The following is a 25,631-nucleotide window of genomic DNA, read 5'->3' on the forward strand; positions in this document are numbered from 1 at the left end:
GATCCTCCAATCACTCATCATGTCGAAGTACCCGGAACTGGATAATCGAGAAGATGAGGATGATAACAAATAGTACAACAGATTGAGCCGCAGCAAGTCCAAATTCGAAATCTCGGAAACCAGTCTTATAGATTAAATGAACCAAGGTTTCCGTTGCACTTCCCGGTCCACCGCCAGTCATCATGATAATCTGAGTGAATACCTGGAATGAACCAATCGTACTTAGCAAAACAAGATATAAAGTCGTTGGCTTCAATAATGGAATTGTGATGTGAAGCCATTGCTTGAAGGTACTTGCTCCATCAATCCGAGCTGCTTCGTAAAGAGATTGAGATATCGATCCCATGGAAGCAAGATACATAATGATTCCTACCCCGAAAGGAATTAGACATTGCATGATGATTAATGCCCAAAGTGCACTTCCTGACTGCCCGAGCCAATTGATCTGCTCAATACCAAACCAGCCAAGAACATAATTGAACAATCCAAATTCATAATTGTACATCCAACGCCATACCATCGCGATGATTACCATCGAAGTAACAGTTGGCAAATAAAATGCCGATCTGAATAGGCTTTGTGAAAATTTCCCAAGTGCAAAAATCATAGAGGAAATTACGAGTGCGCTAATCACACTAAATGGTACTGTTACAACCGTGAACAATAACGTATTTTTCAAAGCAATCCGGAAGGCTTCACTCTCAAAAACTTTTATGTAGTTATCTAAACCAGCAAACTCACTCCCAAACACTTTGTGATCCTGAAATGAAAGGACAAATGCCCAAACTACTGGAATCGCAATGAATAGGGTGAATAAAATTAGCTTTGGCAATAAAAAGAGGTAGGCGCTATAATTTTTTTTCATTTGTTGAAAAACGCCTTTATTCGGTTTTTTTATAACCTTTAATTTCTCCGTTTCTTTTTTGGGTACAGTACCCATCGGAATTTGAGCCATTTTGGGAAACCTCCTAAAAATGAAGCAGGCTTGCGTAATGCAGAGCCTGCTTAATGTTGGTTATTTTAATAATTCGTCCACAGCTTTTTTCGCATCTGCCATTGCAGCTTCAGCTGTTTTTTCACCATTGAATACTAATTGAAGTTGTGCTTGAATTGCTTCATCAATTTTTTTCCACTCTGGATGACGAGGAAGCATAACCACTTGATCAGACATTTCCATTGCACGAGTCATTTCTGGGTTGTCTTTGAATGGATCCATTTCAGACGCACTGATACGTGCAGGGAAAATACCATAATTTTGTGCCATATTGTACTGTTCTTCTGCCGTTGATATGAATTTCATGAAGTCAGCTACTGCTGCTTTTTTATTCGTTTCTTCCTGATGGAACATAATCCATCCACCAACACCACCGATTGTAGATGAAGATTCATTTTCTCCTGTCGGATATTCGGCTACAGCAAAGTTTGTAGGGTATGCTCCCTGTGCAGCTCCAATAGCCCAAGTTGCCCATGGTTGCATTGCTACTGTACGTTGTTCTTCATTGGCCCACGCTTGGAATGTTCCACCTACATCTGCACCACCATGAGTTTCAGGTGCCACTTTTTCAGTCAGCTTTAAATCGGCCAAATCTTGGATTGCTTGAATTGTTTCTGGTGAATCAAATGTAAACTCCGTCATATCTTCGTTCAGTGGTGATCCACCATTTTTGTAGAAGAATGGCCAAGCTTCATAATAACCAGGCATGATATACGTAGAGAAACCGTAAACGTCTGTCTTTCCATCACCATCTCGGTCAAACGTCAGTTTCTTCGCAGCTTCTAAAAACTCATCATATGTCCACTTTCCATTTTCAGGAGGTGTCACACCTGCTTCTTCAAATAAATCTAAGTTCAATAACATCGAGTGCAACGTGATACTATTTGGAATTCCATATAACTTATCATCATATGTGTAGGCTTCCAGAGCATTTTCATAAAAGTCTGCTTTTTCATCCTTATCCAAGAACGAATCTAGTGGTTCCACTACTCCTTGCTCGATATGATCGATACTAACTGCACTACCACTAATATCAACTGGAGCAATATCCGGCCATGATTTACCAGCAATTGCTACGCCTAATTTGTCGCCCATTTCCGCCCAAGGCACTTGAACAAGGTCCACTTCAACACCTTCATTAGCCTCTTCGTATTCCTTGATCTTCGCTTCTAACCAGTGGAATTTATTGTCGTCTTTGTCGGGCCATCTTGGACCATCCCAAATCGTGATTTTCCCCTTGAATTCTTCCGCATTGCCGACTTCTTCAGAATCACCATTACATGCAGCCAAAACTGATGCTGCCAAACCAAGCGTTGCAAGTGCAAGTGCTGATTTTTTAAACACTTTCTTCATTTTCCATTTCCCCCAATCGTCGATTTTACCACGCAATTTTCCCCAAAATTGTTTGTCTTTTTGCTCCTGTTGTGGAGGGTAAATTATTTGGAACTTTTTGAAACCCTAAATAACCAAGTAATGCAAATACAAAAGCTTCTTTCGCATCACTGTTGAAACCAATTTCATCTAATGCTTTCACTTTGACCTGATCTGGAAGCAAGTCAGTTAAATAGGATAAGAGCGTCTTGTTATGGACACCTCCACCGCTGATGATTACTTCCTTCAATTTATGAGACTCAATGTATTGCTCAATCTCAAGTGCTAATGATTTAGCGGTTAACATAGTAACCGTAGCAATTTTGTCTTCTGCTGAACAACCATATTCTTCTCCTTGGTTCCATAGCTTTTCAGCATAATCAGCACCAAACAACTCTCTGCCTGTGCTTTTTGGAGCAGGTAAAGAAAAGTAATCATTCTTCATCAACAGATTCAACCATTCCAAATGAATCTTACCTGATTTAGCTAAGTCTCCGTTAGAATCGTAGCTTTGCTTACCACCGGTAAACTTGGAGACAAAGGAATCGATCATCATGTTTCCCGGTCCGGTATCATATGCAAGCACTTCTTCAGCATTTTGAGTGGGTGCTAACACTGTTATATTGGCAATACCTCCAATATTAACTAGTACTCGCCCATTTGTACTTGATTGAAAAAGAAGTTGGTCTGCAAATGGTACCAGCGGAGCTCCTTGCCCTCCAGCTGCCATATCTCGTGTTCGGAAATCGCCAATGACCGGCTTACCGGCATATTCAGCCAAGGCTGAAATATCACCAATTTGCAAGGTATTTGCCCTTGCAAATTCCCATTGACTTACTGCGATTGGCTCGTGCCAAATCGTTTGTCCATGCGAGCTGATCAAATCTATTGAAGCGTAATCAATCTCTGAATCTACTAAAGAATCCTTGATGAGCTTTGCATACAGTTCGCCTAAATACATATTCATCGAAGATACATGATTCAGTGGAGCTAGTGGATCCATCAGCTGGAATAGCTGAGCAGTCAATTCTTCTGAGTAGGCCATTGTCACGAAATGTTTCAGTTCATACGTTAGCTTGTCAGAAACAAACGAGAAATCAGCAATTGCGATATCAAGTCCATCAAGGGATGTACCTGACATTAATCCACAAACACGCATGGGCTTCACGAGCATCCTTCCTTTCGATAAAAGCGCTTACACATAGTTTAGTTGTTTCGAAATTAAATATCAATACTTTTCTAATATTCTAAAAAAAAATATCATTTAGAATAATGTTACAGGTAATTTCCCATTAATTTCTGTTCTTCCCACTAGATACTCTGCCACTACTTCAAATACCGTTTGCGTGAACTCAAATGCACAAATCATACGGTTCGCCTGTGGAAAATAGGAGGCATCGTAAGGCGAACGAATCGCTACCACATCCACCGGCTTCCCGGAAGCGATTAATCGATGGACGAGCTTCTGCTGGTTTTCATGCTGTACAGCATTAAGTGTAAGAACCACGATATGGTCGTAGTTATTCACTTTGTCTATAGCATTTTCCAGCGCTTCTTCATAACCGGTTGGATCCAATTCAATTTCATCCACTTGTGAGTGAACTTTCTTTAGTTTTTCAGCCATTTCAAGTGTTGCATAGCGTTTATCCTCGACCAGAGTTGCGTAAATGTTTGTCGGGTAAATTAATAGAACCCGATCATCCACTTGAATCGATTTACCTTCTTTACTAACCAATGTTATTCCATCCTTATAAATGGTCTTCATTTGGTCTTGATGTAACTGTGAACCTACGAAACTTGCGACTTCTTGTATTTTCTCAATCTCTTCCCAGGACGTATAGTTGGAAATCATTCGTTCAATTCGATTAATTGATTGGTCGATTTGTTTCTCTGCTATCTTATTATTTTGGACTGCCTCCACCAATTTTAAGATGGATTCTTCCTGCAAGGAATGGATATGGGATACCATCACTAAGTCAACGCCCGCTTCTACCGCTTTGACGCATCCATTGACAGTTCCAATTCCTTTTGCAATAGCATCCATTTCCATGCAATCCGTAGTGATGACACCTTCAAAACCTAGTTCTTCCCGAAGAAGTCCTGTAATCACCGAGCGAGATAAAGTCGCAGGGGTGTTTGACTCTTTTTCAAGTGCCGGGAAATACACATGAGCACTCATAATCGCATCTGCTCCAGCTGCGATACAATCCTTGAATGGCACCAGTTCAATCTCATGCAACCTTTTTAGATCATGTCCAATCACGGGTAAATCCAAATGGGAGTCCACACTTGTATCTCCATGACCTGGAAAATGTTTTAGAGTCGTCATAATTCCCGCTTCCTGCATCCCGAGCATGGAGTTCTTCGCCATCGCCGTCACTTCCTGCACATTTTCACCGAATGAACGCACGCCAATGACTGGATTTTTCGGGTTATTATTTACATCAACAACTGGCGCCAAGTTCCAGTTGATACCAATTGCCTTCAATTCTTTTCCGGTCAAAAAACCAGCATTTCGGGCATGGTTTGGCTTATGAGTTGCCCCGAGTAGCATGGCTCCCGGGATGATGGTCGTACCTTCACCAAGTCTGCGGACCACACCATTTTCCTGGTCAATACAAATTAATAATGGAGAAGTATACCCTGCAGTCTTCGCTTCTTTTTGCAAGCTTTTGGTCAGGGTTAGTATTTCCTGTGGAGTACCAATGTTTCGCCCAAATAGTATGACACCGCCAATATGATATTCGTGAATTAAGTGTTTTATCTCGTCCGACATAGTAATACCCTTAAAACCGGCTATCATTAATCGGCCCACTTTTTTATGCAAGTTCATTCTATACCTCCTTAATAATAGGGAATCCTGGGATATGCCCTTCACGGCGAATATGTAGCCCTTTTGAATTTTGTAAGGTCTGGGCGTATTTCGTTCTACCCAAACAACCACGTGTTGTACCAAGTGCTTTGTAATAGTCATAGTATCTGAAACTATTAGAGTTCATGATGAACCAATAACAAGACAAAGCTTCCAAGTATGCAGCAAAGGAATCCGTGACATCCACATAGATATCTGGTTCATACCCCTCCATATCCTCCCAGTTTTCACTATGGAACACGCGTCTCAATCCATGTGGTGGCAGCCCCCCTAAATCAAAACCGGGCAAGGAAGCCTTCAACCATGCATCCTGTACAATTTTCTGACATAGTGCATGATCTGGATGCATACTATTCACCCAATGTGTTATGACGAAATCTGGTTTTTCTTTTCGGAAAATGGTAGCAACTTCTTTTACTAGCTCTTCATTGAAAGTCAGCTCTGCATCTCGGTGATTTAACGTAATGCTCGTGCCCCCTAAGATGGTTGCTGCCTTTTTTGCTTCCTCTATTTTTTGCTTGCGGTAGGTCTCGACATCCAAGTGGGCTGGTGCTCCTTTTTCTCCCGCCGTTAAATGAAGAAACGTGACCTTATAACCTGCTTGTGCGTATTTGTGGGCAATTGCACCAGCCTGAATCTCTCCATCTCCGCAATGCGCCCCAACAATCATTAAATGCATACCAACACTCCTAATTCGTTAAATTTGTAACAATAATGTTATGTAGACGTGGTCGTAATCGAATGATTGGGTCATGGCGACCAAAATACACACGATTAGTTAATAATGTAACTGTCAATTCTCTTCTTGGATCGATATAAAAGCTTGTGCCAGTATAGCCTGTATGGCCATAGGTGGTGGGTGACAACAAGTCTCCTGCTGGACTGATTCCGTGTCCTTTTAGTTGCCAGCCTAAACCACGGCTCTCATCGGAAAATGGCGTGAAGTTGTCTCGTGATTTCCTCAACCATTCAGGATGCAATATTTGCTTGCCCTCATACACTCCATAGTTTTCCAACATGTCTGTAAAGTTGGAGACATCCTCCATCGTGGAGAACAACCCAGCATGACCACTAATACCTCCCATAAATTCCGTATTATCATCATGGACTATACCGTATTTATGACCTTTTAGATGTTCAAGAAATTCAGTCGGTGCAAACTGAGTACGTTTGTATTTAGGCACGTACCCTGTGTTCATCATGGCAAGTGGGTGGAATAAATGCTGCTTGGAGAATTCCTCGAGTGGCTGTCCAGTCACTTTTTCAATAACCTCCATCAGCAAAATATAACCAAGATCGCTATATACGACTTGCGTGTCAGTTACATAAGAAAGTTGCTCCTGCAAAATGTCAGCGAGAACTTCTGGTGTCGTGAGTTTCCGTTCAAAATAAGGACGGTGTGCAATTAGTCCAGATGAATGCGTCAGCAACTGCCGTAATGTTATGCTTTCTTTCCCATTCTTGGCGAACCCCGGTAGAAACTTAGTGACTTTATCATTCAGGTGGATGTCTCCAGATTCAAGGAGCTGAAGCATGACTGGAAGTGTGACCATCACTTTTGTTATAGATGCCATATCGAATACATGCCTATTGGTCATTGTTACGCGGTCATCTTCCAAACTATTGCTCCCGATAGCTTCCTCTAAAATGACTTTCCCCTTATGTTTAATCCGGATGACCGCTCCTGGGGTAACGTGTTTGTCGATTTCCTGCTGTAAAAATGTAAGCACTTTATCTTTCATTCTCTCACTCCTTTTTGATAGAAATGACTATAATAAAGCATAACGAATCCAGCTCTTAACTTGAGATTTCTTCGTTTAAATGCTTCACAATTCGTTCATTAATCGGGACCTGTTGTGATATTAGAGCAGCAATAACTGCCCCACCAACAGGGGATACGAGTGCTCGTTTAAACCTAATATTAGGGAGCTTCTCCTTTGCCAACTGATGAAAATGATCTATAAAAAAGTGGGCGTTTGTAAATACACCACCAGACAACACAATATTTGTGGCGTGATTCTTTTCGAATAGCTGATCGTGACACGACTGTATAGAACACATCATTTCCGAACACGCATTAGCAATAATCCTTTTTGCAATTTCATCATCGGCAATTGCAGCATCTACCACTAGCTGGGAAAGAGGGGCAATGATTGAACGTGGATGCTCCAATCCATAGACTTTACCAATGATGTCCGGAACCAAATTCACTTCAAAGTATTGCAAAAAAGCAGCCGTTAATGAGGTAGATGGTCCACGCTGGTCAAATTCTTTAAAGACGGCACGAAGCGCTTCATTACCTAAATGAAAACCACTGCCTTCATCATCAAACAAATAACCCCATCCACCTGACCGCACCATTTTCGTTTCATCATTTACTCCAAACGTAATCGATCCTGTTCCGGCAATTTGTACTATCCCCGTCTCTCCCAATGTTCCAGCATATAGAGCATTGAATGCGTCATTTTTGATAATTATATGGATGTCCTTCGGCAAATATTTCCTTAGCAAGTCAGCAACTTCAGCATCCCTTCCGCTTTCACCAACTCCCGCCATCCCAGCAAAGCAAATGGATATTTGATTGAATATTTCGGTATTTTGCACATTAAGCTGCAGCAGCAAACCACTCATCACAATCTCGAACTCTTTTGGTGTCATCGTATTTAGATTACTGCCTCTGGTTATCGCCCTCATGTAAACGGTTCCATTTTCATCTGCAACCATGGCTATCGTCTTCGTTCCTCCACCATCAATCCCTAATACATACATCCCCTACTCCCACCTTTTTTTATCTAATATATATGTACATTATAAATTTTTGAAATATTTTTTCAACTTTTCTTTTAATTTTCGTTAATTTATTTTAAGTTGTGAGTATTTGAACGAAGATTAATGACAGTGTTCCAAGAAATAGCAGCATATTTTTAAAAAAATATTTGTTATAAAATACTGTTGATTTCCGTTACAGTCGGACGCTTTCCGCGGGCAGTCGCTAAGCCTCCTCAACTTGCTATTGCAAGTCTGTGGGGTCTCAGCTTGACTGTTGTTCCCGCTGGAGTTGCCGCCTTTCACTTCAATCAATAAATCGTGTAGTACTTAACCATTAATTAGGATTGATCATTTGCTTTTAAACACGACAAATATGCATAAATAGTTCATATACAAAAGGGACAGCTTAGTTTGGAAAAATACTAATTATGGTTTGAATTTTTCCGTGGTATAACAAAGATTTTAAATTTGAAGGATTTCTATATGCTAAACTAAAAGATATAACAGAGACTAAAAAAGAAGGCTTCTACATTCTATCTGCAGAAGCCTTTTCTTTATTAATATTTTGTTTCCAAATCAATTCCTTTGTAGAAATGCTTCAGGATTACGTCATACGTATAACCTGCTTCAGCCATACCAACTGCTCCGACTTGGGACATTCCTACACCATGTCCCCAGCCACCACCATTTGTCTTGAAGCCAGTAACTTCACCTGTTACATCATCTTTTACAGGTTCAATGATAAATAATGTACTTAACAAAACAGCAGGGTTTCCACTTGCATTGATATACTGGAGGGCCCAGCGTATGCGGTCTTTATATTCATAGAACGTCCCGTTTTCTGTGACAAACTCAATTTTGGCTGCTCGACCAGAGCTAGAACGCTCCGTTACATTAATTTCAAGAACTTTTCCGACTTCTGTATTGTAGTACGTACTAAGAACCTGACTGATTTCCTCGGAAGTCCATTCAAAATTCCAGCGGTAATATCTTGACCAATCCGCTTCAAAGTCTCCCTTTTTCACTTTTCTTAGTGATTCAGATCCATCTTCCTCCAATTTATATACATCCAATGCAGGAACGTATTTTAATGAATTCCCTTTTTGCGCCACATGAGTAGCACGTAGATAAGGTGTCGCTTCCGATGTCCATACATCTTCGTTATTTGCAGTAAAGCCACCACTTGTCGAATGGAAAACTGCAGTGATAAGCTTACCTTCATAAGTTGCAACTATTCCTCTTGTTTCATCTACAGCATCATTTGAAACCTGATGTTCTGCTTCGAATCCACCATATACTTGGTCAGAGGTTGTCGGCAGCAAATCATAACCATCTGCACTGCGTTTACCTAGGTTAGAAAGTGCATATGTGCGTGCTGCGATTGCCTGAGCTTTTTGCGCTTCCAGTTCACCATATGGTACAGGTGGCAATTCGCGTGGTACTACTCCATATAGATACTCTTCCGTTAATAATTCATTGATACCTGCTAATGTCCCACTGCTATTGAATCCAACTTCCGCAAGTCCACGATAAGTTGTCCCATTGATGGACACTTTTTTTGATGGCGCAATTATTTGTACCGCATTAGTTGTTACCTTTTCTTCCCCATTATGAATGACCTTTAATTCATTTTCACCTTCAGCAATAGTAATGATTTTCCAAAAAGAATCATTTGCTGCAAGACCTTTAGAAACTACTTCGTTTTTAAAAGCAGTTCGAACGGTGAAGGAAGCATCCGCGGCAAATTCGCCAATGTACAGGCGGTAGCCATTGTTGTAATCTTCGACATATGTTGGATAACCTTCAGCTTCTGCGCGCGTTACCCAATCGGTCACATATGCTTCACTCGTAGTATAGGAAACTTGCAAACGATAATTGGTTTGCACGGTAGACGTGGACCCCAGCTCAACAAAAACTTCTTCATCTAGACCTGAAAACAAAACTACACCAGTAGCTTTATCGAGTACATCAAATGCACCCTCTGCTCCAATAGTCAATGACTCTACACCCGGTACAACCCCAATCCGAATCGTCGGTTCTGCCACCATATCAGCAGATGCTTTATTTTGAGCCGTTCCCTGAACAAATAAAGCTAGTACAATTGTAAAAACGACAACATACTTAAAAAGATTTTTCAACAAACCCATCCCTCTCATTCTATAATTTTGTTTCAAGGGATATAGATTCGACTCAATTATGATAATTCCTTCCGAATTTTTCAAATATTCTCGATATTTTATTTTAATCATTCGTTTGGTTTACCAAGTGGTATAAATACTTAAGGATAAAGAACTACAATTTATTTTCGAATACTTGTTAAAATACAAAAAGACGACTGCCACTTGAACAGTCGTTTCTATGGTATAGATTATTTAGTTTCCAGTAAAAATGAACATGCTCCATGTGTAAATAAACATAGAAAATCATTCACTTATATAAAAATACCTTCAAGTTTTCTTTCTTATCAATAGTAGCAAGCAGAACGTTTTTTATTTCCGTCTGATATTGCATTTTTAAGTTAGAAACTATCCATTCCTCGTCCTTATTAATTTGCTTTAATTGCTTTGATTCAAGTTTTCCATCTTTTATGATTAGCTTTGGCAAATCGAAGGGCTCTGTTACTAGCTGGTAGTTTGCAGGTGTAATTGGATTATATTTTGGGTCCAGAAATACGGAAATTTTTCCGTCAGCCTCCCAAATTGCTAATGCCACTTTCTTCACATCTTCTACTTTTTCCTCCCGAAGCTCTTCTAATAATACATCAATGGAGATTCTTGCCTTTTTTAATCCTTTGTAAATGATTTCTCCGTCCTTCACAAGGTTAATGGGTGGAGGGGTTATCAACTTTCTAAACCAAGGCCATTTTAGAATTAGAAAAATACCGCAAAGATATAAGGAAACCAATACAGTTGTTGTAACAACGGACCCTTTTAGCCCCAGCCCCTCATCAGACAATGGGTGCGCAATAATATTACCAATAACTAAAGCTATAACAAAATCTAGAAGTCTTAATTGGGAGATGGCACGCTGCCCCATAACCTTAGCTACAATGACTAAAAAGAAAAATGCAACAACAGCGCGTAGAATCCACTCAATTGTAGTAAGTGTTTCCTGGCTTTGAAAAAAATCCATATGACACATCCTTTTCTCACAAAAGCTAAAAAGCTACTACTTAGTTTGCACGGATGTCATTTTATTAGTCATATTTAGGGGATAAATTTAACTAATAAATAGGAACATAAATCTCCATTCTTATTTGTAGTATTATAGATAAAAAGCGTTTGGATAAAAGGAGAGCAAAATGAAAAGTATATTGTTTAAGTACATGTCTAAATTCACTTCTCTTACAAAAGAACAACAAAAGACCATCGCTGAAGAAATAAAAATAGAGGAATTTAAAAAGGGAACAATCCTTCTTAGACAAGGAGATGTTCCCACTAAATGCTATTTTGTGTTAAAGGGATGCATAAGACAATATTCAATAGATGAAAATGGAAAAGAAGTAACTTCTAATTTTTATACAGAAGAACAGGCAATTGCCGTTTTCAATAATCATAAACTAGATAAATCATCCGAATACACTTTTGCATGTCTAGAAGACTCTGTATTGGTTGTAGGGGATTTAGATATTGAACAGGACATGTATAGCAAATATACTCAATTGGAAATAATGACCCGAAAGATGATAGAGGAAAATTTCGGTAAAGTACAAGACGAATTTGCTACTTTTATCGCCTCTACACCTGAAGAGCGTTTTAAAACATTATTAACGAAACGACCTCAACTAGTTGTTCGTGTACCGCAACATCAATTGGCAAGCTATCTTGGAATTACTCCAGAGTCATTAAGTAGGATAAAGAAACGTTTAAAAATAGATAACAATTAAAGCGGATTTCATGGGTTGATAGTGACTTTTCCTCCTTTGAATAGCAGCCATAATCCAAAACCTAACTCCCCAGCAATCATCGGAATATAAAAAATAAGTTCAAGTGTTGTAGTGATATTTTGTTGGATAAGTAAGGTTTTACTTAGGTGAATACCAATATAGCCTATTGCACCAAGTACTAACAGGATAGAAATAATTTTAGGAATGCTATTTGATTGGAAACCAATCCATCCCACAACTAGTAGATGGACACCAAAAACAATTAAGCCAATAGACCAAATCATTTCAAATGCCTCCAAGTATAAAGTAACATTTGCTTGAACATGATCCGTTATTGATGCATTATTTGAGAGCAGTAATACAAAGACCAAATTTAAAATGGCAATTCCCAATATGGCTGCATAAGTAAGACGAAGCCATGAAGCAAGCATAGCTAACTCCTGATTAACCGGCTTTAGAAAGATATAGAATGACCAGGCCACAATTACGTCGAGGAGTAAGACAACAACCCACCCTATTATTTCAGCCTTGAAAAGCATTATGGATGATACGATATTATGATAAGTCGTGCTTATATCGCCAGGTACGACAAGGCTACCGTGGATATAACCATAAGAAAAGCCTGCAGCAATGGCCATAATGATAAGCGATATACCGGAAGTAATAGCAGCTTCCCTCAAATTTGTAACGTTCTTTTGTAAGCTAATAATAAAACAACCTCCTATTATTGTTTTTATTGTTTTTATTTTATTGTAATAGGAAGATTAAAATGGTTCATTGACTTAAATCAAGACGACTACTTTTACGAACAAAAAAGTGATTTTTTTTGTTTTCATTGCCACAACAGATTGAACGGGAGATGATTTGTTTGCGTTTATGGCATCAAAATTTACTTAGCATTTTGCCAAAATCACAGCTGTTGGCACAGTGGCGGGAGTTAAATAGTATTTTCGCAAAGGAAGACCGTCATATTTTGATTAACTATATTTATGACTATTCAAAAGATGATTTGTTTGCCTATACTCAGCTTGTTCTGTACGAAATGCGTGCACGCAGCATTAATATACGTACGATAGATAAAATGGAGCGTTATTTCGGAGACGAATCTTATGAGAAGGTGGCGCATCCATTCGTTCATCAACATAACGAGGAATATTTGGAGATATGTTATTTTAATCTAAAAGAAAAATTTATGCGCGGTCAGAAGGATTTTGATGCGGAGCGCTATGAAGCTTTAAGAAAAATATATTGTTTGTCCCTATGTAGCAAACAAACATGATAGCCTAAACATTCACGTTTGTTTGAACTAACACGAATGTTTCTTACACAGGGACGATAATAATCCCTTGTTCAACAACATGAACAAGGGATTATTTATCGTTTATTGGAATAAGTTAATTGTTGTAATTATAATAGGCATTGCAAACACATCTATAAGGAATGCTCCAACAATTGGGACAACTAGATATGCTTTTTTCGATGGTCCGAATCTTTCTGTTACAGCAGCCATATTCGCCATTGCATTAGGTGTTGCACCTAAACCATGGCCCGTGAAACCAGCTACCATTACAGCAGCATCGTAATTTTTTCCTAATAGACGGAACAGAACAAAGATGCCGAAAAGAACGATAAAAATAACTTGGACAATGACGATTGCGATTAATGGAAGAGCCAAATCTGCTATTTCCCAAAGTTTAATGCTCATAAGTGCCATAGATAAGAAGATTCCTAAGGAAATGTCACCTACTAAGCCAATACTATTCATATCTACAGTCTTAGGATTAAATTTATCTACAATATTTCTCACTATAACTGCTACAAACATAGCCCCAACATATCCAGGGAGAACAAATCCTGTTGCAGAGGAGAACAAACCTCCTAAATAAGTTCCAAGTGCCATACAGAAAGTGATTAGCAGTAGTTGTGTGAAAAATGTATTCGTTTTGATTGCTTTATCATTTTCTTCAAGCTCAACCTGTGTACCTTCATCCGTTTCGGTTGATTTCAGATCATACTTCGTAACAAGGTATTTAACAATTGGTCCTCCAATAAGTCCCCCTGCAACGAGACCAAACGTAGCAGCTGCTACCCCGATAGAAAGTGCCGAATTAATACCCAAATCTTCAACAGTTTGTCCGAATGCAGTTGCTGCACCGTGTCCACCTTCCATTGAAACAGCTCCAGCCATCATTCCAATTAAAGGATGAAGATCAAATAAATATGCCATAGACACACCGATAGTGTTTTGTGCAAGTGCTAAAAATCCACAAGCGAGCCAGTAAATGACGAGTAGCTTCCCACCCAATTTTACAAGTTTAAAACTTGCTCCTAAGCCAACTGTAGTAAAAAAGGTAAGCATGAACAATCCTTGTAAAGATGTATCCAATGTAATTTCAAACAAATCAAATGATTTAGCTATTGTAGCAAGTAATGCAAATAGTAATCCCCCTACTACTGGGGCTGGTATACAGAACTTATTTAAGAATCCAATCTTCTTTACTAGGTATGTACCTAAAACCAAAAGTGCTATGGAAAGAAAGATTGTTGTAATTTGGTCAAGTGCTAGTGTCATTCTTTCTTCCTCCTAAAAATGATGTAATTGCTTCATTTGTCAAATAAGCTCCAAGTTTTACGGTTCGATTATTTTCATCCAAGATTGGATTTACTTCCGAAATATCAAAAGACAACACTTTTTCATGAGAAGTTACGGTCTTGATAATTGCACGAACAATGGTGGGATCCAAACCAAATGGTGATGGAGCGCTTACACCTGGTGCAAATGCAGCATTTAGTACATCCATACATAGCGTAAGCATGATCCAATCATGTTTTTGGATAAACTTCTCTATAGCTGCATTCACTTGGTCAAACTGTCCATAATGCATATCCTCTTCATAAATATAGGTAACATCTAGCTCATCCGCCTTGTCGAATAGCTCTTGCGTATTCCCGTATCGTTGGATACCAAGAACGAAATAACTACTGTTTTCATCTTGTTCCAATATTTGTCTGAACATCGTCCCTGATGAAGTCTGTTCATCGTATGGACGTAAGTCAAAGTGAGCATCAATATTGATAATCCCTAACTTCGCTTTTTCACCAATATGATCTCGAACACCAAGATAATGTCCGTAAGCGGTTTCATGCCCACCGCCAAGAATAATCGGGGTCATCTTTTTATTCAAAACTTTGCTTACTACTTCCCCAAGCTGTTGTTGGGCTTTTTCTAAGTCATTGCCAATACACTCAATTGTCCCTATATCTGCAAGGTGCTTTCCATTTGATAATTTCCATGGTAGCTTTGCCAATTCTGAACGTAAAGCGTTAGGTGCTTTTGCTGCTCCTAGCTGACCTTTATTTCTACGGACTCCCTCTTCACTTTCAAAACCGATAATTACACAAGTTTCTTCTAAATATTTAAGCGTTTCCATTTGTTCCAACTCAACAATTTGGTGATACCGGAAACTTGTTCTATTTTCAAGATGATCGGTCCGACCTGACCAAATACCCTCAATTACGTTTTTTAGCAAGCCATTCATCCTTTCTGAAATTTATGAATTTAGATTTTTATCAATTATAAAACAACACATTTATAAATTCTAATATATAATTACTATAAATATATAGTTTTTAACTATAAATAGTAGGAGTGACATTTATGGATTTAAAGCAGCTTACGTATTTTGTGACAATTGTCGACCAAAGGAGCTTTTCTAAAGCCGCACAAAAACTACATATATCTCAACCATCACTAAGTAATGCCATAAAAATTTTAGAAAGTGATTTAGGTTTTCAAATTCTTGATCGTAATACGAGAAATATTGAATTAACTGAAACAGGAGCTATTTTATATAGTAAAGCAGTTCAGCTTTTATTAGAGATGGACAAGGTTAAAAAAGAAATGGATGAAGTAAAGCATATAGGAAGTGGGGAGATCCAGCTTGGAATGATTGAATCAGTAAAGCATTGGATTCCAAAGGTGATTCTTCAATACAATGATGATTTTCCCAATATGCGCATAAAGTTAACCGAAGTTCTAAGTGGAGATGATGTAAAAAATTCGTTACGAAATTACAAGACACATGCCATCATAACCAATCAATTTATAGAAGAGAACGATATCGAAACCATTCCTTTATATAATGAAAAACTCGTATTAGTGCTTCATGAGAGCAATCCGTTGACGAATTATGCATCAGTAACATTAAAAGACCTAGTAGGAGAGCCGTTCATTATTAGCAGTGAGGGGTTTCAGACAAGAGATGATGTGTTGAACGCTTTTGAAATGGAAGACATAATTCCTACCATAAAGTATGAGATTGAGCGTTTTGAAACAGCATTAAGCCTAGTGCGAGAAGGCATCGGCATCACACTAATTCCGGAAAACTATCTACAAGCTCTTCCAGATAAAGCACTTGTAAAAAAATCTATCGATTCGCCTTCATTGAATAGAACTGTCTATCTAACTTATTTAAAAAACCGCTATGTATCACCTGCCATCCATACATTTATAAATAAAACAAAGCTGTTTTTTTAATATAGTCCCTGTGTAGCAAACAAACATGAAAGTTTAAATATTCATGATAGTTCGAACTAACACGAATGTTTCTTACACAAGGGGACAATTCTATTCAATTCATTTACAAAAAAACCTTCAAATTTTCCTTTCTTATCAATGGTAGCGAGCAGCACGTTTTTTATTTCGGTCTGACATTGCATTTTTAAGTTAGAAACAACCCATTCCTGGTCCTTATTAATTTGCATCTTAGGGAGTACCATATTTTGTCTGACACACTGCAAAATAAAAACGACTGCTTCTGAACAGTCGTTTCCTTGCGTACATTATTTAGCTCCTGCTTCCAACAAAATTGCTTCTATTTCTTTAAATCCCTTTTCCCTAGCATGCGCTAGCGGAGTTACACTATCCTTATCCGCAAGATTTACGTTTGCACCATGCTCGATTAATAAACGAACTGTTTGCTGCTGTTTTTCAGAACCATCATTTAAAATAATCGCCTCGAGTAAAGCAGTCCACCCTAGATTATTTACATGATTTACGTCAGTCTTTGTATTCGTCAATAGCTCTTCGACTACCTCTACATACCCATGTTCAGAGGCAGGAATGAGTGCAACTCCTCCATATCGATTCGTAATCGTTGGATCCGCTCCAGCTGAAATCATTAACTTTAATATATCCATATACCCCTCTGCCCCTGCATAAAGAAACGGATTATTAAGCATATCATCCTGAATATCCACATCTGCACCGGCATCTATTAATAGCTTTACCATTTCCACGTCATTCGCGTAAGTAGCAATCATTATCCCCGTTCTACCTTGTGGATCCTGCGCATTGATATCTACACCGTTATCAAGTAACTCTTTAACTTTATCAAACTCTTTTTCTTCTACAGCCTCAAATAATCGCTCCTGCATCGTCTCATCCTCTCCTACATTCATCACCATACAGCCTTGAAGGATAAAAATTAGCCCAATTAATATGAACAACCTCTGCATAATATCCTCCCACAACTTAATTTATTCTAACCCCCATCATACTAACTTCCGCTAATGGAGACAATGAAATTCCATTGCTTGTCCCTGTGTATCAAACTAACACGAAAGTTTCTTACACAGGGACAGCAATGGTGACGGTTGATTCAATCCGTCAAGAAAAAGCGTAAAGACCAAGTTCCCCCGGGGCCTTTACGCTTTTTTGATTGCTCAGGTAAAATATTCTAACTTCGCATTCGGAAAGTACTTTTCCATATAGCCGTATAAATGAGACTTTATTTCATCCTCTTCGTCCTTTTGGTAAATATACTTACCAATTCCATACTTGCCCCATTTGTAGCGTCTTTTTTCTTCATCTAACTCCAATTTTGTCTTCGGGTAGTTCTTTTCAATCACTTTTTTCGCGGGCTTCGTAAAGCGATGTTGAATGAATTCAAATGTAATATCATCTCTTGAATCCTGCGGCAATTCTGCATCAAGTCGTTCAAACATGTGGCGGTAGCCTTCCTCCCAGCCATCATGAAGGTAAATGGGAGCAACGATAAAACCTAGTGGGTAGCCCGCTCTTGCCACTTTCCCTGCAGCCTCGATTCTTTTATCTAGAGGAGAAGTGCCGGGCTCGAAATTTTTAATGACATAGTCAGCGTTTACGCTAAATCGGAATCGCGTATTTCCATTATGCTTGGCATCCAGTAAATGGTCGACAAAATGGAATTTCGTCACAAAACGTAGCCTACCTAGCTCTGTTTGGCCAATATGTTCAATTGCTCTTTTTAATGAATGCGTCAAATGATCAATTCCCACAATATCGGATGTACAAGCAGCTTCAAACCGGGTAATCTCTGGTGCACGTTCTTCGATGTAGCGATCGGCCGCTTCGAAAATCTCCTCCACGTTTACGTAAGTTCGAATATACGGTTTACTGCCCATCGTCGTTTGCAAATAACAATAATGACAATGCCCCATACACCCTGTTGCAAGAGGGATTGCATACTCGGCTGAAGGCTTGGACGTATCGAATTTTAACGTTTTTCGAATGCCTACGACTAAGGTAGATTTTGCGATACGATATTTTTGAGCGTCCGTATCACCCGGCAAATCGCGGATTTGATTATGCGAAGTCGTAAAGCGCGTTTCAATCCCCATTTTCTCGAACTTTTCCTTCAGTTCTTTTCCAAGTGGATAATCAAGTGCATTCGGTTCAAAATAAACAAGCTGTGGTGTGAAGGGTTTATTCATACTGCGAACTACCCAATCCATAATTATTATCCATTCGATCACCTTTCCCTTTTTATATAGCTTGTCTTAAAAGTGAGGAATTATGAAAGTGGACTTAATTGTTTGCCCTGTGTAAAAATGAATGTTTCTTACACAGACAGCATTGACAATGAAACTGTTTGCTACTTCTGCTAGACTAATAGAAACTGCTATTCAAAAAACGAAAGTTGGTGAAGCTATGACTGTTTTTCTATTAATCATGCTCTTCATCTCGTTGACAATAATTGTATTCATCTCAATTTGCGGATTACGAGCAAAGACTAGCGAGAACATGATATTATTCCAATCCTTACTCGTATTCTTTTTATATAACTTTTTATTAATAGTTATACCACTCTTTTACAAGCTATTCCCAGAGCCAGAAATAGATAATACTAGTTATCTTTTCACGCTTCTGTTTCCAGGGGTAAGTTCACATTACGCTGGCTTCATTTTCATCGTAATTTTTCCAACGCTTTTGGGTATATTACTTTCCATGACGGTACTAGGTATTAAAGGACTAATCCAGTGGAAGACCAAGAAGGATAAACTCTTGCTCGCAGTATCTATTGTTTCCACATTAAGCTTCATATCCTTACCATTTACAATAATCCTATATCCATTAATAACTATATACATCGTGTGCCTAAAAATGGTGAGGAAGCAGAATGAGAAATCAAATCCTATCTAAAAGAAGTGCCCTCATCGCTTCTTTTTTCGTCCCTGTGTAGCAAACAAACAGGAATGTTTTAGTAATCTCGTTTGTTTAAACAAACAAAAAGCTGGTAGAACAAATACTTCAAAGAGCATTCATTCTATCAGCTATTATAATTCTATTAACATTCCTGACTCTGCTAACTCAATGTTTGGGTTTCCTTGTTTTTTTGCACTAACTACTAAATCGTTCAAATCACCGTAGTGTGGAAGATGTGTTAATAACACCCTCTTTACTTTTGATTGATATGCTAGTATTCCTGCATCCTTGGACGTCATATGTCCCGAACCTACTCCGTCCATTCCTTCATACAGACTACATTCCGTTATCAGAAGATCGCTATTAGCTGCAAATGAAATTAAATCATGTGTAAAACTAGTGTCAGATGTAAATACAATACTTTTGTTGTCACATACAATTTTTATACTATACGTTTCCACTGGATGAATATTCCTCATAAATGTACAGGTGAATGGTCCGATTTCAAACTGACTCTTTTCGTTAAAAGAAGTAAATCGGGAATAAGCAACAGCCTCCACCTGCTTTCGCATCCCCTCGTCTTCTGGTCCATAAACACATAATTCTTCAACTGCTCTACCTAACTGAGTATTCACCAACCTAGAAAATAAATACGCTCCAATATCACTGAAATGATCATAATGATAATGAGTTAAAATGACATGATTTATATCATTTAACTCTATATAATTTTGTAATTCCGATAAGACACCACTTCCACAATCAACTAATAACGAAAACCCCTCATGCTGAATTAAATACCCCGAACAAGGGCCATTCTTTTTAGGGAATCCTCCCCACATACCAATTACTCTACACTCCATATGTTTAGCCTCTTTCTATGAATCCATTCGATAATTCTTATTTAAACTCTATTACTCCTTGATCCATCTCAAATAAACCATCAACATATAGCTCTGGTGAACGTTCAGAACCAGATTTTGAATACCTCTCTACGTGACTGACATTCATATTCTCAGCATCTGTAAAATCAATATGCGCTATTGCTACCCAGTAGGCTAAACGATTTTTCTCATATAATGGGCTAGTTATCCGTTGACCCAGTTGGTTGTCAACGACAGCCTGCGCCTTCATACTTTTAAAGCTACCAATGCCATTGCTAACTGCACTATAAGACGCAAACAGTACATATTTCAATTTGGAAGGATCATGAATCACAATGGTCTCTTTCCCTGCAACTCGACTATCACCATCTAGAGTAATAAATGGCTCACGATTTGCATTCCCCATTGAACGATAATAAACTTTTCCGGTATCACCATTTTTCAATACATAAAAGCAGTATAAATCTAAATCTTTTTTAGGATTTGCCCACTCCAAAGTCGCTACAATTTTATTGGACTTAGCGATAGATATTGATTCCTTTTTCTTCAGATTAATATTCATCTTCTCAAGGTTTGGCTTTTGTTTAATAGGTTCTTCTATAGGAAGAGGAAGATCATTCTGTATACTACTCTCGCTTTCTTCAATCTCTAAACCATAATTTAAGCATAATGCCTCTAACCCTCCATTAAATCCACTACCGATCACATTAAATTTCCACTGTCCTTGATGCCTATACAGCTCACCAACAACTATCGCTGTCTCCTGTTGTAAGTCATCACCAAATGAATAATTGTATAAAATAGTTCCTGTTACAGCATCTCTTATAATAAGCTCTAATTTTTCTACTTCTTGAAAACGCAAATTTTGTGCGTCCCCTTCATGAATAGTCAAGGCAATAGCTATTTTTTCAATTGTTTCTGGCACTGCATTCAATTGAATAGTAATCGAACCATCTAAAGATGTTTGTTTTGCATAGCTAACTGATTTATCAGGACTATTCGGTTGGCCATAAAAGATAAAATGTTCATCTTTTTCACAGCGGTTGCCAGCCTGCAATAAAAATGAAGAAATATCTAGTTCCATTTCCTTTTTCGGTGTCGACCATCGAACAAAACATTCGAGTTGGGTTATATTTTCTAATTTAACCTTCTGTCCACGTTGTATCTGCATGAAAACACCCCTTAAGATTAGTACCTCCATTATACAAAATGCGCCATGTTTTTTCTTTATCTTCTGAAATCTTTTTAATTTTATTCAATTAACTGTGACAACCAGATTAGACTCCTTCAATAGAACCCTCCTTTCAAATAATTCTAATTTTCTCTATAATAAGAGAAAAAGGAGGATGTCCAATGCCAGTTTACAACAAACTAGTACGCGACCTAATACCACAAGTCATCGAAAAATCAGGGAGCAAGTTCACTACACGTACGCTAGATCCTTCCGAACACTTAACAGAAATAAAGAAAAAACTATATGAAGAAGTACAGGAATTCCAAGAAACGATGAATCACCAAGATGCCCTAGAGGAACTAGCCGACATTTTGGAGCTAATCCATGCAGCCCTTCCAATTCACGAAGCAACTTATGAAGACCTAGAGACAATTCGCATTGCTAAGAAAGAAAAACGCGGTGGGTTTGAGGGAGGTATTTATTTAATAGAGGTGGAGGAAGAATAAGTAACGACTTATTACTTTGAATCTAATTCAAGACTCGACTGCTTGTCCCTGTGTAGCAAACAAACACGAATGTTTAAATATTCATGTTTGTTCGAACTAACACGACTGTTTCTAGCACATGGACAAGAACCGATTTACTATTCAATCTTTCGAACCCTGTCTCTGAATAACTTCAATAATATCGTGCCCAAACTCCTCTATCTTTTTATCACCAATACCTCTTATTGTTGATAGTTCTATCAAAGTTATAGGTTGTTTTAAAACAATTTCGTGGGACTTTCTTTACAAGTTGGCACATAAAGTAAAAAAGCTGCCGAATTTGTCTCTTGGCAGCTTTTTGAAGATAGATACAAGTCAAAAATTCAAAACTCTGTTGGATTCGCATTTTGAAAAGCCTTCCACTGAAAGAAACTCATAAAAATAAAAACCTCACAAAAGTTTTGTCCCCATAGAAAAAACACCTCCGCATTAATGATTTAGGTATTGTATACCTGCTTTTAACGAAAGGTGTTTTTATCTGTCTTATTTTTAAGGTCTGTGCGCCACATGAAGTCTCGGATTTCATCATATTATCTTTCTAGACTTAATTTCCGCCGCGTTCATCCACATGATGATCATTTTGGCCATCTTTCACTTGAAGTTCTTCTTTTTGTTCGTCACTTAACTCATTGGGCTTTCCTTGCTCAACTGTTAGATCTTTTTGATTTGAGAATTCCTTTTCATGATTTGACTCTTTTTTCATCACATTCACCTTCCTAATAATCTTTTCATTATTTCTTTTCCCTAAAAAATTCACTTCTAACATTTTTCTTTAAAAACTTAATGATTCGAGCATTTCCTCCACAAAAAAATACAGCCTTTTGCGTAAGAATATGGCTGTATAGTTATCCTTTATCTATCTTGTAGGACAAAAATTTTGAGCAATAAGTTTAATAGGATAATTTTCAGAAAGTGATGTGTCTACAATGCCAAAATCATTTTCCCCCGTGAGAAACCTATTATTTCGTGGATGCCTCAGAGGGACATTTTTTCAGACAAAAACCGATCTACCAGCTCGTTAAATCGCTTACTATGCTCCCAGAACATCAAGTGCCCGCCGAGTACTTCTATAGAGGATTTTGGAGAAACGTTTTGTGTAAATTCAACTGCTGTAGTTGACCAATGTTCTGCAACAATCGTCAATGTTGGTACTGTTTCACTAGCTGTTCTCGCTTCTTCACGATAATCAGAGAACATGCCCGAAGCAAATAAATTCGCAGCAATATAATAGGGCGTTTTTAAGGATTGCTCTACTAGCCAATTCAACTCGCCCTCGCTTACATCACGTTGTACCATGACGCTTGTTGTATATGCCTTCATAAATTCCCGTTGTCCTGCTGGATTACGTAAGTAAGTGTTATAGATGGCCCCAATATCATTAAGGGGACCTTCCACCCAATCTTCTACATCGTTTGTCGACAATGCCTTTGGTGACATGTCAATGAAAATAAGTGATTTTACATTGTCATAGCCGTTCTGTTTAAGATACTCCCAAACTGTTAAGCACCCGAACGACCAGCCTGCTAGTGTAACGTTCTTTAATTGTAATGCATTGAGTACCTTTGCCAAATCCGTTCCGTGTGTTACATAATCATTCCCTTGTAACGCAATAGATGAACGACCATGACTTCTTGGATCGATAACAATTACTCGGTTTGTTTTGGCGAAATGTTCGACTTGATGGCTAAACACTTCGGTTGTAAATGTAAAGCCAGGGATGAAAACAATAGGGTCTCCACTTCCTACATCTTGAACATATAATTCTACACCTGGATCTACTTCCACATAATTTCTTTCCGACACTGTCATCAACTAGCCCCCCCTTATCGTAAGAGCAGCAATAATAGAATTCTTGTCCACTCTTCGTTATATACACCATATTCGAATACTGTAATAAAAATTCCATTTTCACATTTCCTAATAACTATCTACTTACTTAATCGTCTCTATAAAAAGTTTTAATATCCTAGCGGTTAAACCCCATATTGTATATTTTTCAAAATCATAAAACCATTACTCTATCGCATGCGTTCTCCATTGGTATTTATCGCCATTCACGATCTTTTCATTAAATACGCTCCCTGTGTCACACACAAAAAAGCTTGAGAAAGTGACATTATCACTTCCACAAGCTCATTATTAATCTTATAGCTTTTACCTTTTTATTTCGCTGTAACTCCACCATCCACCGGTAACTCGATACCTGTGATATGGCTTGCTTCGTCTGATGCTAGGAACAATACCGCTGAAGCCACTTCTTCGGCTTTTCCAAGATTCGGCAGGGCAATTTGAGACAAGAAATAGTTCTTGTAATCCGGATGTTCCATATGTGGAGCACTCATTGGTGTGACGATATAGCCTGGGTGTACGGAGTTAACACGGATATTTTTCTTACCGTAGTCAACAGCTGCTGCTTTTGTTATTGAACGAACAGCACCTTTAGAAGCTGTGTAAGCTCCTGCTCCAGCCATCCCAGTTAATGCAGAGATGGAAGAAATGTTCACGATCGAACCACCTTCATTTTTCTCCATCAAAGGAATCGCAAGTTGCATACCAAGCATCGTACCGTTGATATTGATGGCATATGTACGTGCCCAGTCTTCTTCTGTCTGCTCCATGAAATCCTTAGATAATGAGATTCCTGCATTGTTTACTAGAATGTCTAATTTGCAAAATGCTTCAATTGTTTTGTTATAAACGTTTTCCCAGTCTTCTTTAGAAGCAACATTATGTTTGATAGCAATCGCTTCTCCACCAGCTTCTTTGATCTGTGCGACTACTGCTTCTGTTGCTTCAAAATTGATGTCTGTTAAAACAACTTTAGCACCCTCTCTTGCAAACATAAGTGCTTCCGCTTCTCCCATTCCGCTTCCTGCTCCTGTAATTACCGCTACTTTGCCTGTTAATCTCATTTTATTCACCTCATGATTATATTTTGATAGTCTAACTATCATTTATTTTACTCCTGAAAATGGACAGATGCAAACTTAAACGATGTATAATAAAAAAATAAAGGAGGTTATCCAATGCCACTAAGTGTTCGGGAACAAAATAAATCTACACGTTATCAACATATCGTCTCCGCAGCTGAGCGCTTATTTCTTGAACTTGGATTAGATAGCGTCCAAATGCAAGATGTAGCTAAAGAAGCAGAAGTCGGAATCGCCACAGTTTTTCGGTATTTCCCTAAAAAAGATAAACTTATTGTTGCTGTTGCTATTCAAAACCTTGAAAGAATACTGCCTGCATTCGAACAGATTGCATCCTCACCTAAGACGGCATATGAACGGTTGGAGGATGTGTTAGTCTACTTGCTTGAAGATCAAGATGAGAGTAACTCTTCCAAGTTTCGGGAAGCTTTTGAAAGCTACGCTTCTTTTACAAAAGAGCCATTACCAGACATTGAAGACTATATAGAAATCCAAAAACAAATTAGTAATAGCCTTATTCCAATTATTGAAGATGGTAAAACTGATGGATCCATTCGAACGGATCTATCCATCAAAGAAACCCTCATAACTATCATTAATACTTTTGGGACTTTCGTAAATAATGTCATATTGAAAGCACCTATTTCTTTTCTTGAGGAAGATATAGATCCACTAATTCAACGACGTGTATTAAAAGACATTCTCTTATCATATGTACGACCTGTTTAATGCTGGTTTCTC

26 protein-coding genes and 1 pseudogene are annotated in these 25,631 nt (G+C 38.3%); 6 read left to right on the top strand and 21 right to left on the bottom strand.

Annotated elements, in window-relative coordinates:
- Positions 1-10: 10 nt before the first annotated feature.
- The 9 genes from KD050_RS07620 to KD050_RS07660 form a co-directional block, all read right to left on the bottom strand.
- Positions 11-955, bottom strand: a complete 945-nt coding sequence (locus KD050_RS07620) for a carbohydrate ABC transporter permease (protein WP_235753941.1) — start codon at positions 953-955, stop codon at positions 11-13.
- A 60-nt stretch (positions 956-1,015) separates the two neighbouring features.
- Positions 1,016-2,347 (bottom strand): extracellular solute-binding protein, encoded by a 1,332-nt coding sequence (locus tag KD050_RS07625; protein ID WP_211895590.1) that lies wholly within the window; start codon positions 2,345-2,347, stop codon positions 1,016-1,018.
- Positions 2,348-2,372: 25 nt separating this feature from the next.
- Positions 2,373-3,524 (bottom strand): anhydro-N-acetylmuramic acid kinase, encoded by a 1,152-nt coding sequence (locus KD050_RS07630; protein ID WP_211896238.1) that lies wholly within the window; start codon positions 3,522-3,524, stop codon positions 2,373-2,375.
- 105 nt (positions 3,525-3,629) lie between these two features.
- Complete coding sequence (nagZ, locus tag KD050_RS07635) at positions 3,630-5,198, bottom strand: beta-N-acetylhexosaminidase (RefSeq protein WP_211895591.1); 1,569 nt, start codon at positions 5,196-5,198, stop codon at positions 3,630-3,632.
- A gap of 1 nt (position 5,199) precedes the next feature.
- Entirely contained in the window at positions 5,200-5,916 is a 717-nt protein-coding gene (locus tag KD050_RS07640) for a PIG-L deacetylase family protein (protein WP_211895592.1), read from the bottom strand.
- Between the two features lie 10 nt (positions 5,917-5,926).
- Entirely contained in the window at positions 5,927-6,979 is a 1,053-nt protein-coding gene (locus KD050_RS07645) for a serine hydrolase domain-containing protein (protein ID WP_211895593.1), read from the bottom strand.
- 55 nt (positions 6,980-7,034) lie between these two features.
- Complete coding sequence (locus KD050_RS07650; protein WP_211895594.1) at positions 7,035-8,006, bottom strand: N-acetylglucosamine kinase; 972 nt, start codon at positions 8,004-8,006, stop codon at positions 7,035-7,037.
- A gap of 557 nt (positions 8,007-8,563) precedes the next feature.
- A complete protein-coding gene (locus tag KD050_RS07655; protein WP_211895595.1) occupies positions 8,564-10,147 on the bottom strand; it encodes a SpoIID/LytB domain-containing protein in 1,584 nt (527 codons plus the stop codon).
- Between the two features lie 286 nt (positions 10,148-10,433).
- Positions 10,434-11,138 carry a DUF421 domain-containing protein gene (locus KD050_RS07660; RefSeq protein WP_211895596.1) on the bottom strand — a complete coding sequence of 235 codons (705 nt, stop codon included), beginning with the start codon at positions 11,136-11,138 and terminating at the stop codon, positions 10,434-10,436.
- A gap of 169 nt (positions 11,139-11,307) precedes the next feature.
- Between KD050_RS07660 and KD050_RS07665 the strand changes: the two genes are divergently transcribed.
- On the top strand, positions 11,308-11,892 hold the full coding sequence (locus KD050_RS07665) for a Crp/Fnr family transcriptional regulator (protein ID WP_211895597.1): 585 nt from the start codon (positions 11,308-11,310) through the stop codon (positions 11,890-11,892).
- Between the two features lie 8 nt (positions 11,893-11,900).
- Here KD050_RS07665 and KD050_RS07670 read toward each other — a convergent pair whose 3' ends face one another.
- On the bottom strand, positions 11,901-12,572 hold the full coding sequence (locus KD050_RS07670) for a DUF4386 domain-containing protein (RefSeq protein ID WP_370627192.1): 672 nt from the start codon (positions 12,570-12,572) through the stop codon (positions 11,901-11,903).
- 188 nt (positions 12,573-12,760) lie between these two features.
- Between KD050_RS07670 and KD050_RS07675 the strand changes: the two genes are divergently transcribed.
- A complete protein-coding gene (locus tag KD050_RS07675) occupies positions 12,761-13,171 on the top strand; it encodes a pyrimidine dimer DNA glycosylase/endonuclease V (protein ID WP_211895598.1) in 411 nt (136 codons plus the stop codon).
- A gap of 102 nt (positions 13,172-13,273) precedes the next feature.
- On the opposite strand, the gene gltS is transcribed toward KD050_RS07675, so the two are convergent.
- Together gltS and hutG are read right to left on the bottom strand one after the other, a co-directional pair.
- Complete coding sequence (gltS, locus tag KD050_RS07680) at positions 13,274-14,464, bottom strand: sodium/glutamate symporter (protein WP_211895599.1); 1,191 nt, start codon at positions 14,462-14,464, stop codon at positions 13,274-13,276.
- Entirely contained in the window at positions 14,448-15,431 is a 984-nt protein-coding gene (hutG, locus tag KD050_RS07685) for a formimidoylglutamase (protein WP_211895600.1), read from the bottom strand. The genes gltS and hutG overlap by 17 nt, the downstream gene beginning before the upstream one ends.
- Positions 15,432-15,550: 119 nt before the next feature.
- Here hutG and KD050_RS07690 point away from each other — a divergent pair, with 119 nt between their 5' ends.
- Positions 15,551-16,429, top strand: a complete 879-nt coding sequence (locus KD050_RS07690) for a LysR family transcriptional regulator (protein ID WP_211895601.1) — start codon at positions 15,551-15,553, stop codon at positions 16,427-16,429.
- Between the two features lie 305 nt (positions 16,430-16,734).
- Here KD050_RS07690 and KD050_RS07695 read toward each other — a convergent pair whose 3' ends face one another.
- Together KD050_RS07695 and splB are read right to left on the bottom strand one after the other, a co-directional pair.
- Positions 16,735-17,412: an ankyrin repeat domain-containing protein gene (locus KD050_RS07695; protein ID WP_370627223.1), complete on the bottom strand. Its 678-nt coding sequence runs from the start codon at positions 17,410-17,412 to the stop codon at positions 16,735-16,737.
- 204 nt (positions 17,413-17,616) lie between these two features.
- Positions 17,617-18,645, bottom strand: coding sequence for a spore photoproduct lyase (gene splB / locus KD050_RS07700; RefSeq protein WP_211895603.1), 1,029 nt, complete (start codon positions 18,643-18,645; stop codon positions 17,617-17,619).
- A 121-nt stretch (positions 18,646-18,766) separates the two neighbouring features.
- On the opposite strand from splB, the gene KD050_RS07705 reads away from it, so the two are divergent.
- Positions 18,767-19,354: a hypothetical protein gene (locus KD050_RS07705; protein ID WP_211895604.1), complete on the top strand. Its 588-nt coding sequence runs from the start codon at positions 18,767-18,769 to the stop codon at positions 19,352-19,354.
- A gap of 134 nt (positions 19,355-19,488) precedes the next feature.
- On the opposite strand, the gene KD050_RS07710 is transcribed toward KD050_RS07705, so the two are convergent.
- Together KD050_RS07710 and KD050_RS07715 are read right to left on the bottom strand one after the other, a co-directional pair.
- Positions 19,489-20,220, bottom strand: coding sequence for an MBL fold metallo-hydrolase (locus KD050_RS07710; protein WP_211895605.1), 732 nt, complete (start codon positions 20,218-20,220; stop codon positions 19,489-19,491).
- A 37-nt stretch (positions 20,221-20,257) separates the two neighbouring features.
- Positions 20,258-21,412, bottom strand: coding sequence for a TerD family protein (locus KD050_RS07715; RefSeq protein WP_211895606.1), 1,155 nt, complete (start codon positions 21,410-21,412; stop codon positions 20,258-20,260).
- 182 nt (positions 21,413-21,594) lie between these two features.
- Here KD050_RS07715 and KD050_RS07720 point away from each other — a divergent pair, with 182 nt between their 5' ends.
- Positions 21,595-21,921, top strand: a complete 327-nt coding sequence (locus KD050_RS07720) for a nucleoside triphosphate pyrophosphohydrolase (protein ID WP_211895607.1) — start codon at positions 21,595-21,597, stop codon at positions 21,919-21,921.
- Positions 21,922-22,062: 141 nt separating this feature from the next.
- Here KD050_RS07720 and KD050_RS21505 read toward each other — a convergent pair whose 3' ends face one another.
- The 5 genes and pseudogenes from KD050_RS21505 to KD050_RS07740 form a co-directional block, all read right to left on the bottom strand.
- Positions 22,063-22,188 (bottom strand): HRDC domain-containing protein, encoded by a 126-nt coding sequence (locus tag KD050_RS21505; protein WP_370627224.1) that lies wholly within the window; start codon positions 22,186-22,188, stop codon positions 22,063-22,065.
- A gap of 316 nt (positions 22,189-22,504) precedes the next feature.
- The gene (locus KD050_RS07730; RefSeq protein WP_211895609.1) at positions 22,505-22,663 is read right to left on the bottom strand and encodes a hypothetical protein; all 159 of its coding nucleotides are present in this window, start codon (positions 22,661-22,663) and stop codon (positions 22,505-22,507) included.
- 272 nt (positions 22,664-22,935) lie between these two features.
- A complete protein-coding gene (locus KD050_RS07735; RefSeq protein ID WP_211895610.1) occupies positions 22,936-23,769 on the bottom strand; it encodes an alpha/beta fold hydrolase in 834 nt (277 codons plus the stop codon).
- 123 nt (positions 23,770-23,892) lie between these two features.
- Positions 23,893-24,027, bottom strand: a pseudogene (locus KD050_RS21260) (CoA pyrophosphatase); the annotation flags it as partial.
- Positions 24,028-24,122: 95 nt separating this feature from the next.
- Positions 24,123-24,872, bottom strand: a complete 750-nt coding sequence (locus tag KD050_RS07740) for an SDR family NAD(P)-dependent oxidoreductase (RefSeq protein ID WP_211896240.1) — start codon at positions 24,870-24,872, stop codon at positions 24,123-24,125.
- Between the two features lie 114 nt (positions 24,873-24,986).
- On the opposite strand from KD050_RS07740, the gene KD050_RS07745 reads away from it, so the two are divergent.
- A complete protein-coding gene (locus KD050_RS07745; RefSeq protein ID WP_211895611.1) occupies positions 24,987-25,619 on the top strand; it encodes a TetR/AcrR family transcriptional regulator in 633 nt (210 codons plus the stop codon).
- Positions 25,620-25,631 lie beyond the last annotated feature (12 nt).

Source organism: Psychrobacillus sp. INOP01 (assembly GCF_018140925.1).
In the GTDB taxonomy this organism is placed as follows: Bacteria; Bacillota; Bacilli; order Bacillales_A; family Planococcaceae; genus Psychrobacillus.